General features: G+C 52.5%; 10 protein-coding genes and 1 pseudogene. 5 read left to right on the top strand and 6 right to left on the bottom strand.

All coding sequences use genetic code 11. The annotated features are described in order from the left end of the window. Nucleotides 1–351: 351 nt before the first annotated feature. Nucleotides 352–4,761 carry an S-layer homology domain-containing protein gene (locus tag BLW29_RS08945; RefSeq protein WP_090978356.1) on the bottom strand — a complete coding sequence of 1,470 codons (4,410 nt, stop codon included), beginning with the start codon at nt 4,759–4,761 and terminating at the stop codon, nt 352–354. 442 nt (nt 4,762–5,203) lie between these two features. Between BLW29_RS08945 and BLW29_RS08940 the strand changes: the two genes are divergently transcribed. From BLW29_RS08940 to BLW29_RS08925, 4 genes are read left to right on the top strand one after another with little or no spacing between them, the layout of a single operon-like run. Next, nucleotides 5,204–5,530: a PadR family transcriptional regulator gene (locus tag BLW29_RS08940; RefSeq protein ID WP_090978354.1), complete on the top strand. Its 327-nt coding sequence runs from the start codon at nt 5,204–5,206 to the stop codon at nt 5,528–5,530. A 1-nt stretch (nt 5,531) separates the two neighbouring features. Then, complete coding sequence (locus BLW29_RS08935; protein WP_090978352.1) at nt 5,532–5,939, top strand: permease prefix domain 1-containing protein; 408 nt, start codon at nt 5,532–5,534, stop codon at nt 5,937–5,939. Nucleotides 5,940–5,951: 12 nt separating this feature from the next. Further along, the gene (locus BLW29_RS08930; RefSeq protein ID WP_090978350.1) at nt 5,952–6,584 is read left to right on the top strand and encodes a hypothetical protein; all 633 of its coding nucleotides are present in this window, start codon (nt 5,952–5,954) and stop codon (nt 6,582–6,584) included. Nucleotides 6,585–6,639: 55 nt separating this feature from the next. Then, nucleotides 6,640–7,176 carry a GNAT family N-acetyltransferase gene (locus tag BLW29_RS08925; protein ID WP_090978348.1) on the top strand — a complete coding sequence of 179 codons (537 nt, stop codon included), beginning with the start codon at nt 6,640–6,642 and terminating at the stop codon, nt 7,174–7,176. A gap of 488 nt (nt 7,177–7,664) precedes the next feature. Here BLW29_RS08925 and BLW29_RS08920 read toward each other — a convergent pair whose 3' ends face one another. The 4 genes and pseudogenes from BLW29_RS08920 to BLW29_RS08905 all read right to left on the bottom strand — a co-directional run bounded on the left by BLW29_RS08920 (nt 7,665) and on the right by BLW29_RS08905 (nt 11,261). Continuing rightward, nucleotides 7,665–8,900, bottom strand: coding sequence for an aminopeptidase (locus BLW29_RS08920; protein ID WP_090978346.1), 1,236 nt, complete (start codon nt 8,898–8,900; stop codon nt 7,665–7,667). 146 nt (nt 8,901–9,046) lie between these two features. Continuing rightward, nucleotides 9,047–9,193 (bottom strand): annotated as a pseudogene (locus BLW29_RS08915) (ABC transporter); the annotation flags it as partial. 14 nt (nt 9,194–9,207) lie between these two features. Then, nucleotides 9,208–10,221, bottom strand: coding sequence for a FecCD family ABC transporter permease (locus BLW29_RS08910; RefSeq protein ID WP_090978344.1), 1,014 nt, complete (start codon nt 10,219–10,221; stop codon nt 9,208–9,210). After that, nucleotides 10,221–11,261, bottom strand: a complete 1,041-nt coding sequence (locus BLW29_RS08905) for a FecCD family ABC transporter permease (RefSeq protein WP_256208462.1) — start codon at nt 11,259–11,261, stop codon at nt 10,221–10,223. The genes BLW29_RS08910 and BLW29_RS08905 overlap by 1 nt, the downstream gene beginning before the upstream one ends. 188 nt (nt 11,262–11,449) lie before the next feature. On the opposite strand from BLW29_RS08905, the gene BLW29_RS08900 reads away from it, so the two are divergent. Beyond that, nucleotides 11,450–13,351 (top strand): terpene cyclase/mutase family protein, encoded by a 1,902-nt coding sequence (locus BLW29_RS08900; protein ID WP_256208461.1) that lies wholly within the window; start codon nt 11,450–11,452, stop codon nt 13,349–13,351. A gap of 81 nt (nt 13,352–13,432) precedes the next feature. Here the strand turns inward: BLW29_RS08900 and araA are convergent, their stop codons facing one another. After that, complete coding sequence (gene araA / locus BLW29_RS08895) at nt 13,433–14,926, bottom strand: L-arabinose isomerase (RefSeq protein WP_090978338.1); 1,494 nt, start codon at nt 14,924–14,926, stop codon at nt 13,433–13,435. Between the last annotated feature and the right edge of the window lie 23 nt (nt 14,927–14,949).

Below are 14,949 nucleotides of genomic sequence, written 5' to 3'. Positions count from 1 at the left end.
TAATTCAATCTTCCGTAATCCAGATTACAATTTTTGCTCCGTGAGGGTTGAATTAAAAAAAAATTCAAAATCAGTAACTGATCTTTCTGAGTTAGAGTTTTGGCTTATTCATAAAATAGATGCAAAAGGATGACATCCGTGTGAGTTTTTAGCTCTCGACTATGCTATATCTTTAATATTTTCACCTTCACTTAAGGATTCAAGAGCCACCAGCGGAGCGAAGCTCTTGGAAACTTAATTTTTATCCCCTAAAAAACAAAAAAGAAACCCGCCGTTTTGAAAAAACGTGGGTTTCTCGTCACTCTGAGGAAGCGCGTGCGTTTGCGCTTCCTTTTTTCCTTGCCTAGCCGCTTATTCGGTTAACCCCAAATCCAAGCTCGCATCCAGCGCACGCAGGATGAGGACCACAGCCTCTTCGCGCGTTGCATTGGCGTTCGGGGCAAAGGAATGCTCCCCTCTGCCTTTCACGACGCTCGCTTCGGTCATGGCATCGATCGCTTGAGCTGCCCAGTGGTTATTCAGATCGGTGAACGCACTGCTATGGGCGGCTTTGCCGAAGTCGATGACCTTCGCCAAAATCGTTACCATTTCCGCGCGCGTAATCTGTTGGTTCGGCTTAAAGGAGCCGTCGCCGTATCCCTTGATGAAGCCCAATGCTTCCAGCGCGCTGATGACGTCATGCGCCCAATGGTTGTCTTTCACGTCCGTGAACGACACCGGTGCCGATCCGGCCAGGCCAAACGCATTTGCCAGCATCGACGCGAATTCGGCGCGCGTCACGTTCTTCTTCGGCAGGAAAGAGCCGTCCGCATAACCTTGGACTAAGCCGGCTTTCGCAGCCAATTCGATCGAAGATGCGCTCCAAGAAGCAGATGGTACGTCGCTGAACGTAACGGATGCCGGATCGGCTTTCGCCTTGCCGATACGGTCCTTCACCGCTGCCCCGTTTACGGAAGCGTTCAATACCGGCGTTTCCGGCGTCGGATCTGTTTCAGGATCCGTTACCGGAGGCGCCGGAGGAGTCACGATCGGCCCCCCACCGCTGCCGCTGCTCGCTTGCATAACCGTAATGGTCAGGTATTCGTTGAAGCCCCAATAGTGCACGCGAAGCTTCGCCGTACCCGGCTTGACGGCAGTGACTAGACCATCTTGGCTGACGCTAACTACGTCCGGATTCTTCGACTCGAATTGCGCAGCAAACGTCACGTCAGACTCGCTCAAATCGCTCATCGATTCCTTTACCTTCAACTGCTGCGTTCCGCCGACCGTCATCGATGTCAGATCGGGCGTAATATCCAGGCGCGTAGTAAACGGCGCTTCATTCGAGTAGGTTGCGATAACAGGCACCCTGACGCCGATCCCCTTATATTGGCCAACGATGTTCGTTCCGCCCTTGCGGGAAGTACGCTTGATCTTGCCGTCTTTCGTAAGATCGGCAACCGTCGGATCATTGCTTAACCACGTCAAATCCGCATTGTTCAGCGTCTTAATGGTCGCGTCGCTGTAGATGGCTTTGACGACTGGAGTAACCGGCTGATCGTCGGCGTCATCGAACACGTAATAAGTCGGATCCGCGACAATCGTCATGATTTTTGGTTTGATCGGGTTCTTCGTGACCGTCACGTCGAACGTGATCGGATGGCCGAAGTATTCTCCCGTCACCTGCGTCGTACCCTCTTGCGTTCCGCCAACGAAACGGACATAAGGAGATTCGTCGTAAACTTCGATGATCGAAGGGTCCTCGACCTGCCAATTGACGAATCCAGACAGTGGATCCGTATGCGATTGGTTATCTTTATCCACATACGTTTCATTCAAGGCGACGAGCGACGAGCCTTGCGGATGTACGTCGACAGCGTAGACGCCGCCTGCTTCGTCCGCATCGGCAGCGATGCCCTGCAGGTCGATGACCTCGAAGTGCAGCGTACGCGTGTAGGTTACGCCGAAACGCTCGTACGTGAACACGGCATCCGTCTCTCCGTTTGCCTCGGCCACAAAGCCGCTTTCATCGTTAACGCTGACGATTCCTGGCTGCGAGAACGTCCATTGACCTTCCGCCGGGAAGGTTTCCCCCGTCGTATCCAGAGCGAACGGCTTCAACTCGTAAGGCGATTGCCCTTTGTACAATCTGAAAGACGCATTGTCGAAGTACCAATCGTATTTGGAAGTGCGGAAGCCAAAGTCAAGCACGTCGGGCTGATCCGGCTGCTCGCTAACGGACACGTTCACGATCGTCGGCTTAAAATCGCCGTATCCGACTTTAAGCGTCGTTTTGCCGAACTTCTGATACTTCTCGGGCGGATTCTCGTTACCCGTCGATTTGCCGAGGATGCTGACGGCACCGTTCTCCTTCACCACGTCGGCGATTTCGGTATCATAGACCGACCAATCCGCTTGGTCGCTCACGTCCTCCGTCGTGCCGTCGCTCTTGATTGCTAGTAGCTGAACGGGATATTTATGCCCTTTCTGAACCATAACCTTCGTCGTCGACAACAGCAGCGCATCAATCGTCGGTTCCGCCGCTGCTCCTTGGTCCGACAATCGGACGTTGGAAGAGTAGTCGCCTTCCGTAACGGTTACCCGAACCACTGTTACCGCGCCGTCCAGCACCAAATGCACGAGGGTAGAACCGGGAGCCACCGGCGTCAAGACGCCGTCCTTGACCGTCACCACGCCGGCATCCTGCGTCGACCACTTGCCCTGCCCCGTTACGTCTGCGCTCGTGCCGTCACTGTAGGCAGCCTGCACGGTAACAGGGCGAGGGCCAGCCGTCACATCCAGCGTGATCTTTGGATCGCTTACGGTAATGCCGGTAATCTGCTTCGGCGTCTCCGCTGCCGGCAGCAATCCTTCGGAAGCAGCGACCTCGATCGTGACCGTTTGCTGCTGTCCGCCGTACGACACCTCGATGTCTGCCGTCCCTTTGCCGACAGCCGCGATCTCGCCTTTGCGGTTAACGGTGATTACCTGAGGGTTGGATGAACGATAGGCGGCAGCCTTCGTTTTATCCAGCTTCTCGCCGCCGGACATCACTGCTTCGACCGACAACGCTTCATGCTTGCCAAGCTGCAGGTTCAGCGAGCCCGGCGTTACGGAGAGAGAGACCGCCGTCTTCGGCTCGGCCTGCTTCACGATAACAGGAATAATGACGACTGCATCGTTATAGATCGCGCCGAGGACGGCCGATCCTACGGCTTCGGCAACGATCGTACCGTTGTCGCTGTGGTAGGCTAGCGTTGCATCGGAAGTGAGCCAATCGCCGTCGGCGATTTGGGACGTAACATCCACTACCGTGCCGTCGTTGTAAATGGCTTTGATGGTCGGCGACTGAACAGGCTTGCCGTCCTTGATTTCCACGTAGGCCGGTTCAGCCACCAAATTCAGCACCGTGTTCGCGGAAGCAGCCTTCATCACCGTCACTTTGAACGTGAAAGGCTCAAGCGCTAAATAATGGCCCGTAATGGTCGTCGTACCTTCCTGGCCGCCTGCAAAGATGCGGCCGGATTCGCCGATGGTCGCGATGGATTTATCCGCGACGGTCCATTCAATATCGGCCGTGACGTCATCGGCGATATAGTTATAGCCTGTCCGAGGATCCTCGGAGTACACGCCCATGATCGTAATTTCCTGATAGCTTCGCGGCGCAAGCGTGACAGGCGTGTCGAGGTCCAACTGCGCCATCATGTCCGGCGAGAACCGCTCCAGCTTGAATGGTCCGCCGACGAACACGAGCGAAGAATCGACCAGCAGGCCGTCGTCGTAGCCGTCTTGCCCTTCCGTGCCGGACGGCGCCGTATACTTATATTCGAAGTAAACATAGGCCTTACCTTTGCCTACCGGCGTAACTTTGCCTGTCTGGTCGACCGTGGCAACGGATTCGTTGCTCGAATACCATCGGCCCAGATTCGTCACCTCGTAACGATCCGCGTCGGGATATTCCAGATTCACATATAATTGATGCGGCGCGTCGGTCTCCATAATCTTCAGTATGCTTTCCGACATCATAAGACCGAACGACTGAAGCGGAATGGGATCCTTCTGAACGGTGACCGCGATCGACAGCGTCGGCATGCTGCCGTATTTCACGTGGATGAATGTCGATTTTCCAGCTTGGATACCCTTGATCATCCCGTGCGACACCGTCGCGACCGCGGCATCTTCAGTGCTCCAGACGGCATTGGACGTAATATCCCGCTTCTCCCCGTCCGAGAACGTCCCATACAGATGAAGCGGATAGTTCGTATCCGCCTCGACGAACACGTTCAGCGTGGACACCAGGTATGTGACAAGCGTCGGCTCCGAAGGCTCATTTGCTTCCGCCGCTCCGGCGCCTGCGGTGATCGTAACAAGAACGTTGACAACGGCGTCGCCGAGATTAAGGCTTACTTCCGTCGTTCCGGCCGCTTTGGCCGTAATGACGCCCCGGTCGACGACGGCGATTGCTGGATTCTTCGACATCCACATGCCTTGCGTCGTCACGTCTTTCGAAGAACCATCCTTGTACTTCGCTTCGACCGTTACCGGATGGCTTCCATCCGACAAGGCAAAGGCCACCTTCGACTCGCTTGGTGTCAGCGTGTCGAACTGCGCGGAAGACGCATCCTGAACAGCCGGTTGTTCTTGCGCGTTCCCCTGCTCGACGCTGATTCCCGTGCTTGTGCTTGGCGAGGCAGAAGCCATGCTGCCGAACAACGAACTAATAAGTACGGCTAATGCAAGTGATAATGAAAGAACTTTTCTGACAACCTTCCGATGATACATGACTTTCCTCCTAAATAAAATTTATATGTAATCCTTTTTTTAAGAAAGGCTCATATATAAACCAAAAAACTGTGATCCTAAATTAATGCAGGTAAGTTTACAAAATTAAAATAAAATAGATATAGCGTACATAATACATAATTTTCCGATATTTTGTCTGTAATCCACGTCACAATTTACCACATTTTAGCGCAAGGCATACTTTTTTGTGCCTGAGAAACAGATAGAGGCAAGGGGAACTCCCCTTGCCTCTCACATCTTATTTTCTAGCTCTGATAATCATAACGTTCTGTTAATCATGTATAGGAAGACTGAAAATTATTACTTTGACACATAGAGTAATCTGTGATAAATTTACTCCATCAGATAGAACTATGTCAGATAGAGCACTATGTGACATAGTAAATGACAGATCTATTTATTTTGTACTGGAGGACCACACATGATTCGAAGTGATATCATTCGCGGACATCTCGATGCGATCATTTTGCGGCTGATTTATGAAGAAGACCGCTATGGCTACGAGATTTCCAAAGAAATCAGTTTGCGGACCGGGGATCGATTCCAAATCAAGGAAGCCACGCTGTATGCGGTATTCCAAAGGCTCGAGCGCAAAGAACTGATTGAATCGTACGTCGGCGACATTTCGCACGGGAGCAAGCGGCGTTATTACAAGATTACGAAGCTCGGCAAGGCGTATTTGAAGGAAACCATTGAAGAATGGATCGAAATCAAAGAGATCGTTAATATTTTCATGGAGGGATTGTAGGATGAAGAAGATTAGTGCACATGTTGAGGAATGGTTTTTCGATATACCGGACAGCGAACAGAAGCAATCGATGCAAGAGGAAATAACGCAAAATTTAGAGGAAAAGGTTTATGATCTGATGCGCCGCGGCAAATCAGAGGAAGATGCAATCAATAAAGCTATTGTCGAGTTCGGCGATATCTCCGATATCAAATTGGAATTCGGCGCAAACAGCACAGATCCCGTATCAGCCCGAAAACAATATGGACTGCATTTGGGTTTCTCGCTCTGGGGAAGCGGCTTGATCGTCGCCCTCATGGTTTTCATCAACGTGTATTACACGCCGGGCACGATTTGGTTTGTATATCCTACATTCGGCGTCGCTTGGTGGCCGCTTGTGATGTTCTACAAGTGGCTCGGCTGGAAATGAGGAGGTCGTGAGATGACAAGTCCCCGCGTCGCTTTTGCCGTGATGGGCAGTCTGATGAGTATTGCATTTCTTATTCTCGTCAACCATCTGACTTCGCCCGGCTATCTGTGGGTTATTCACCCCGCTTTCGCCATTATTCAATGGCCGATTGCCATGTATTTCGCCGCTTCAGGCAGGATCAAAGCCTACTCGGCCGTAACCAGCTTATTGATTATCTTGTACCTCATCGTGGAGAATATTGCACAAAGTTCTGGTCATCCGTGGTTCTTGTATCCGGCTTTCGCCATTATTTGGTGGCCGATCATCATGTATGCCGGCCGCTTTGCCGGAACGCTTCGGATGGCTCTTATCGGCAGTTTCTGTATCATCATATCGTACGGTGCGCTGAATTTGCTGCTGTCGCCTCAGTTTCCATGGATCATCTTCCCTGCTTACGCTGCGATTTGGTGGCCGATGTCCATATACTTCAGCCGCAGCCGCAAATGGTTTGAGTTTGCCTTATGCGCCTCGCTCCTTACCAGTGCTTTGTTCATTATTCTGAATGCCGTTACGTCACCGGAGGAAATCTGGGCAATCTATCCCATATTCGCTGTCATCTGGTGGCCGCTCAGTATATATTTCTACGCCAGACGCCCTCCCGTTTGATCGCTTAAGGCATCGGATGCTATAATGTTCAAAAACATAAAACGGAGAATGAACTATGCCCTCATACCTCATGAAAAATAATCAAGCCAACGCACGTATTCAAGTATCCCAAGCAGTGGCGGCTGATGCCCCTGCTGTCATGGAACTGCTAGTCGGAGCTGCGACTTGGCTAAAGAGCAAAGGCTCCAAGCAATGGAGCGCCTTGTTGAACGGTGACGATCACCATAACGTAACTGGTCATATCGACAAAGGGGAGCTGTTCCTCTTTAAGGAAGGCGAGGTTCTGGCTGGCATCGTCCTGCTGATGCAAGTTCCCGGCGACTGGGATCATGGCTTATGGGGCAAGGATGGGCACGAATCGATCGTTTATCTGCACCGCTTGGCGATCAACCGCGAATATGCAGGACAAGGCCTCGGAGCTGATATTGTTCGCTGGGCCGAAGAAGGCGTATCATTCCCAGGGAAAGATCGCATCCGACTCGACTGCATCGCAAACAACGAGAAGCTGAACGCCTTCTACGTCGGTCTTGGCTATACGTATAAAGGAACCTCGCCTAGCGGGTTCTGCTTGTACGAGAAGTTTTACAGCTAAGTATTATCGAAGCTGCCTCAAGTCATCGCGACTTTGAGGCAGCTTTTTGTTTTGATCAGAGATGGATCTGCTGCTTAATTAGGAGCGGGGAGCGACTTTCACCGTGAGATTATCGAGCGACAGCTGCGTGTTTTCGTTCCCTATACTTCTAACGAACCGTAGCGGGCTTATTTGCTCGAAAAACCTCGATTTGGAATTCTAACGGATCCTACAGGACTTATTTGCTCCAAAACCCGTGCATTTCCCTATAAAATCACGAAATAAGACCTCTGTGGTTCGTTAGAATTTTGAAAGTGTCCATTTCTTCAAAATAAGACCTCTACGGTTCGTTAGCGTCGCGGGAGCGGGAGAAACGGTGGAGGCTGACTAGCATTGTTGGGCATGTGCAACGGGCCAATCCGTGAGACGGGTAACGAGGAGCGGCAACAAAAAGGTGGCAAAAGGGCTTCACCCTATTGCCACCTTTCTTGATTTCATGAAAAAGACTACTAGAACGCCCAGTTGCCGCCGCGGAACAGCGGTTCCAGCGTACCGTCCTGCAGAACGCCGTCGATATCCAAATCCTCGGTACCAATCATGAAATCAACATGCGTTAAACTGTGATTCAAGCCGCGTTCGGCAAGCTCTTCCTTGCTCATGGACAAGCCGCCTTCCACGCAGAACGGGAACGCGAAGCCGATCGCCAAGTGGCAGGCGGCATTCTCATCAAACAAGGTGTTGTAGAATGTCAGGTTCGTATCCGAAATCGGCGAACGGTAAGGTACCAACGCAATTTCCCCCAGATAGTGAGAGCCTTCATCCGTTTCAACGAGCCCTTTTAGAGCCTCGTAGCCAACCTCAGCTTGATACGCCGTAATTCTACCTTCCACGAAAGTGATCGAGAAGTTGTCAATCAGATTACCGTTATAACTAAGCGGCTTGCTGCTGACTACCGTACCGTTCACGCTTGTTCGCAGCGGCGAAGTGAATACTTCCTCCGTTGGCATATTCGGAATAAAGGTTGTCCCCTGTCCGTTGCGTGTCCCTGCGCTTACCCAAATATGACCTTCCGGAAGTCCTATCGTCACATCGGTTCCCGCCGAACTGCGATAACGCAGCTCTTGGTATCTGCGCTCGTTCAGCCGGCTTGCCTTGGATCGCAAGTTGTCAGCATGCTCGCGCCAAGATTGAACCGGATCTGCCGCATCCACCCGCGTTGCTGCGAAGATCGCTTCCCACAGGGCATCGACGCGCTCCGTGGCAGGAAGTGCCGGGAATACCTTCTCCGCCCATTCCGGCGTAGGTACGGCGACTATCGACCATGAGACTTCATTGCTAAGCGTAAATTTGCGGAACGGCTGAAGAGCAGCTTGCTGGGATTTGGTTGCAAGACCAATCCGGGAAGCGTCGACTCCATTCAGCAGATCCGGGTTCTCGGCAACGACCCAGAGAAAAGCCGCGCCTTCTTCCGCCAACGCCACTCGTCCCTTCGCATGCCATTCCGGATAATAGGAAAGTCCCTCTTCCGGCGATTTCTCCAGGCGCGTACGTGTAATTAACTCGTCGCTCCAATCGACATGTACATAGCTTGCTCCTATTTCATAGGCACGTTTCGCCACTTCTCGGACGAACTCTGCTGCTGCGATCTGCGAAATAATACAGAGCTTTTGACCGGGCTGAACGTTAACGCCGACCTCTACGGCAAGTGCCGCGTATTGCTCCAGACGATGTTGGAATGATTTCATGTTATCGACTCCTTTATGTAGGGCTGAATTCTTCACCATTGAACCCTAATACCGATACCAATTATAACAGTGCCTAATTAGCAGATGCAAAAAAACACCTGAACAGCCTCCAACTACGGACAGCCGTTCAAATGTTCATCGTTCACTTATGTCGTCTGAAATTGTGCATAATGTAGTCTGCTGTAATGGCCGCCGGCTTCAAGAAGCTCTTCGTGCTTGCCCTGCTCCGATACGCCATCTTCCGTGTCAACGACGATGCGATCAGCATTCTTGATCGTCGCCAAACCATGCGCCTGTTCTTCATGAATTATCTTGTCCTTGTGAGCAAATAGAGAAAATACGGGGCCCCGATAATAGCAACTACGATTCCCGTCGGCACATCGTACATACGAGCGAGTGTATCTGAAATGATGAGCAGCAATCCACCGGTAATCGCCGAAGCCGGCAACAAGTATGTATGCTGCGGACCGACAAGTCTGCGAGCCAGATGAGGTCCGATTAACCCAACGAAGGCGATTCCGCCGCCAACCGCTACGCAGGAAGCGGCCAGTGCGACGGCTGCCCCGTACAGATACAACCGTTCACGGTTAAGTGCCGTACCAAGTCCGGAAGCGGTTTGATCCCCCAGATTCAGCACGTCCAGCACACGTGCCTTGTAGTGGACGAAAGGCAGCAGCACGACGATCCAAGGCAATAATGCCAAGACGAAACGCCAATCCATCCCGAGCATGCTGCCTGCCAGCCATACTTGCACGAACTTGAATTGATCGGGATTGAGCTTCAGCGTCAATACGAGCATGAATGCTGAAATCCCGGCAGCTACAGCGATTCCGACGAGCAGCAGCCGAATGGTCGAAATGCCGTGATGACGTCGATAGGAGAGACTATAGATTAGCGTTGCTGTCGCTCCCGCTCCAATCATTGCAAGAAGGGGCAGCAGAAATATGGCATGGTTTATCGGGGTTACGGATATATACAGAATGACGATCAGTCCCGCTCCGGCGTTTATGCCAAGGATGCCGGGATCGGCCAGCGCATTTCGCGTAACCCCTTGCAAGATACAGCCGGACACCGCGAAACCGGCGCCGATCAGCAGTGACATGACGATCCGAGGCAGACGGAACTGATACAGGATCAGCTCCTGTTTTGCCGTTCCGGATCCGATTAAGGTATGCATCATCTCGCTTGGCGATAGCCGGAGGGTGCCTGTACTCATGCTAATCATGAATACAATGAGAATGAGACCGCCCATCCATCCCATGACGATGTAAGCCCGCTTCTTCCGCGCCTTCTCTGCAGGAGTAACTGTATAAGCATCCATTACAGCTCCCTCCTTTCATTAATGGCCAAGTAAAGGAAGAACGGTACTCCAATAACGGCAATCAGCGCGCCTAGCGGCGTTTCGGAGTACGGATTAAACATCCGGGCACCGATGTCGGCTACGATGAGCAGCAGCGCCCCCAGAACGGCAGAGCACGGAATGATCCAGCGGTAATCAACGCCAACCAAATACCTTGCAATATGCGGAATAATGAGTCCGACGAATCCGACAGCCCCTACTACACTGACTGAAGCTCCGGCAAGGATTAACACCAGAATCGTTCCGATTAGCTTTATCAGCCCTGTGCGTTGTCCGAGACCAATTGCAATATCTTCACCGAGACTTAACAGTGTAATGGAACGCGAAATCATGATCGCCACGATTATGCTGCCGAGCACCCAAGGCCAAATAATCCGAATTTGCGTCCACTCTACGCCTGCCATTCCGCCCGCGAGCCAGAAGGCCAGCTCACGACCTACCTGATAATGAATGGCGATCGCATCGCTGATGGCGAGCAGCAATGCCGTTACGGCAGCACCTGCAAGAACCAAACGCACCGGCGTAAGACCGCCTTTGACAAACGCTCCAGTCCCGAACACTAGTCCAGCAGCAGCCGCTGCGCCGATGAAAGAGAACAACATGAGATTCACGAATGACATGCCCGGAAAGAACGCAAAACAGACGGCAAGCAGGACCCCTGCCCCTGCATTAATGCCGAGCAAGCCTGAATCTGCCAGCGGGTTACGCGTCATTCCCTGCATAATCGCACCGGCTGCGGCAAAGGCCGCTCCTGTCAGCGCAGCTGCGAGCACGCGTGGAATCCGAAGCTCTCTGATGATTTGATGTTGGGTCAAATCCGTATTGAAGTGAAAGAGCGCATCCCATACGGTTGATAAGGATGTGTCTGCGGCACCGACACAAATCGAGATTGCGGCAGTCAATACAAGTGCAAGCGTTCCGAAAATCAGAATCATTAAAGCAGCGAGCGGCCGGGACTGAATGACCGGTTGCTGTGAGTGTGAGGAAGAATGAACGTCCACTTCAAATAAACCACCTTTACATGGATGACGAACGAGCCGAAATGCGATCATTGAGAATTATTTTCATTTTCATAATAAAGAGTTCAGCGACTCTTGTCCATTTATTTGACGATTGTTTCCTAGGAACGTGCAAGATTCATGTGAAAAGCTCGCATTATTTGAACAAGTCTCGGTAGGAGGTGACTCCCATGGATCAGCGCATGGATCGCGGGATTGATCGACTGGTTCAGCTGTTGCTCCGCAAACAAAGCCAAGATGGCAGTTGGCGGCTTGGCTTTATTGATAGTGGAACAACCACTGACGCTGCTGCGGTTATGCTTCTGACTAGTGCAGGTATCCGGAAGCCTGCCTTAGTCGCTTCCTTATGTGAGCGCATATTAGCCAAGCAAGGTGCGGACGGCGCTTGGCGTGTATATCCAGACGAAGAAGGCGGCAATCTCGCCGCGACGGCAGAGTGTTATTTTGCCTTACAATTCGCCGGTCTATCACCTTCCCTTGCTCGTATGAAGCAGGCTCGCGAACGGATCTCCGAGCTCGGCGGGCTCTCCCGCATCGACAGCCTATTGACCAAGTTCCTGCTTGCAATTGTCGGTCAATACGAATGGCCGCGCTGGTTCCCGGTTCCACTCTCCCTTCTGCTGCTTCCGCCGAGCGCACCGCTGCACTTCTATCAATTCTCCGGATATGCCCGTGTCCACATGGCCCCCATGATGCTGCTCGGGTCTGTCAAGCCTACATTCACCTTGCCTCATATCGAACCTCTTCGCTCCCATGATAGCGATCTGTCGCTTCAGCAGCTGCTCACGCAGCAGGACAGTTGGCAGCAGCATATCAGTATGCGAATCCCTTCCATCTCAGGCTTGTCGCCGCTTACCGCTCTTAACAAGCTAGGCACTGCTCGTGCGCTGCAATATATGCAGCGTCGCATTGAGCCGGACGGCACGCTGTACTGCTATGCCAGTGCGACCATTCTAATGATTCATGCGCTGCGTGCATTGGAATACGACATTCGGCATCCCCTTATTACGAAAGCAGTTTCGGGGCTCGAAACACTGCTGATTCGCGACGATACGAACCTGCTAACGACGCAGAACACGACCTCAACCGTGTGGGATACCGCATTAATCAGCCACACGCTCCAAGATGCAGGCGTTAACACGAATCATCCGAGCATACGATCCGCCGGGCAGTATTTATTGAAGCATCAGCATACCAAGCTTGGCGACTGGAAGCTGAACGTGGAGCATCCGCTGCCCGGAGGCTGGGGCTTCTCCGAATCGAATACGATGAATCCTGATCTCGATGACACCACTGCAGTTTTGCGCGCAATTGAAAGACTCGCACATTCCGCTCCTTACCGGGAAGCACGTGAACTCGGTCTGCAATGGCTCCTGTCTATGCAAAATTCCGACGGAGGCTGGGCTGCTTTCGAGCGAAATGTGAACAGCCGTTTAATCAGCTGGGTGCCGCTCGACGGAGCTGAAGATGCTGCGACAGATCCGTCTACGCCGGATCTGACCGGCAGAACGCTTGAATATTTAGGCAAGCATACGGGGCTGACAACCAGCGGCAGCCACTTCATGCGCCGAGCCGCAGATTGGTTGTATTGTGCGCAGCAGGCAGACGGCTCATGGTACGGCCGCTGGGGCGTCTGTTACATCTATGGCACCTGGGCCGCTCTTACCGGTTTGATCGCTGCAGGTGAGTCGCCGAACCATCCTCAGATCCGCAAAGCCAAAGAGTGGCTGCATCGCATCCAACTCCCGGATGGCGGCTTTGGCGAATCCTGTCGCAGTGATCATGTGAAACGATACATCCCGCTCTCCTATTCGACACTTTCTCAAACCGCATGGGCGCTCGATGCGCTTATCGCGATAAGCGCTGAGCCTTCACCTGCCATGGAGCGAGCATGCGATTTCCTGCTTCGCGCATCGGATTCGGAGAACCCACTCCCGCGGAAATATCCGACCGGAGCAGGTTTACCGGGTTATATCTATACGCAATATGAGAGCTACTCCCACGTATGGCCGCTCCTCGCGCTTGCGAATTATCGCGGCAAATTTGGAGGCGGCGCGCTTCCTGCCACATGACGCTCACGCCAAATTAAAAGGGACTATTCCGTACACACGCAATCGTGCGACGGATAGTCCCAAGTAACGCAATAAGTTCGATTAACGCTGCAAACGCCAGTACATATCATTCAAACGAAGTTCATTGCGGAACGCCAGTGGATTCGTCGAGTTGTCGATGATGACACACTCAATGCCGATCATCTCTGCCCAGTCCACCAACTGCTCTGCCGTAACCTCGTACGAGAAAACCGTATGATGGGCACCGCCTGCACGGATCCACGCTTCCGCGGAATCTTTAAGCGATGGCTGAGGCTTCCATAACACACGCGCAACCGGAAGATTCGGCATATCATGCGGCGTTGCTACGGCATCGACGATGTTTACAATGAGGCGGAAGCGATTGCCGACATCAATAAGCGATGCATTCACGGCTTGGCCGCTGCGACCGTTAAAGGTCATACGGGCCGGGTCAGCTTTGCCGCCAATGCCAAGCGGATGAACCTCAAGACGAGGCTTGCCATCAGCGATCGTCGGGCAAATTTCGAGCATATGCGCGCCAAGAATGAGTTCATTGCCCGGCTCCAGATGATACGTATAATCCTCCATAAAGGAAGTCCCTTTATTGCCCGCAATCGTCTTCATGACACGTGTCAGTGCCGCGGTCTTCCAGTCGCCTTCACCGCCGAAGCCATAACCTGCCTCCATCAAACGCTGCACGGCCAGCCCCGGCAGCTGCTTCATGCCGTGCAAATCCTCGAACGTTGTCGTAAATGCGGTGAAGCCGCCTTCTTGCAGGAATGCTTTCATGCCAAGCTCAATGCGAGCCTGCTCGCGAATCGATTCCCATTTCTCGGCGTTGGAACGAGTCTCCGGCGTAATTTCGTAAGTCGCTTCGTATTCGTCAGTCAACGTGTTCAGCTGCTCTTCCGTCACTTGCGCGATGTATGCAGCCAAATCGCCGATTCCGTAGCCGTTAATCGACCAGCCGAACTTGATTTGCGCTTCTACTTTGTCGCCTTCCGTTACAGCAACTTGGCGCATATTGTCTCCGAAACGTGCTACTTTGAGCGAACGGCCTTCTGTGTAAGCAACCGATGTGCGCATCCAGCCGGCGATCCGGCCGCGTACCTCAGTATCTTCCCAGTACCCAACGACCACCTTGCGAGCAATCCCCATTCGAGCACCGATAAATCCGTATTCGCGATCACCGTGCGCGGATTGATTCAAGTTCATGAAATCCATATCAATGGAATCCCATGGTATATCGCGGTTAAACTGGGTGTGCAGGTGAAGCAGCGGCTTGCGCAGCTCGGATAAACCGGAGATCCACATCTTCGCGGGAGAGAAGGTATGCATCCAGGTGATCAGACCCGCACAATGCTCATCTGCATTTGCTGCCGCGCACAAGCTATAAATTTCTTCGGGAGTTGTCAGTACCGGTTTAAACACAACTTCATACGTAATCGCTTCATCGCGATCCAAGCCCTCAGCAATAATGCGGGAATGATCGGCAACCTCAAGCAGCGTTTCCGGGCCGTAGAGATGCTGACTGCCGGTAACAAACCAGAATTGATAACGTTTCACTTGTATCACGTGAATACTCCTCCTCAGGATTC

The sequence above is a fragment of the Paenibacillus sp. CF384 genome, from assembly GCF_900106745.1.
Classification (GTDB): Bacteria; Bacillota; Bacilli; order Paenibacillales; family Paenibacillaceae; genus Paenibacillus_Z.
This window is presented reverse-complemented; position numbering and strand designations above follow the sequence as displayed.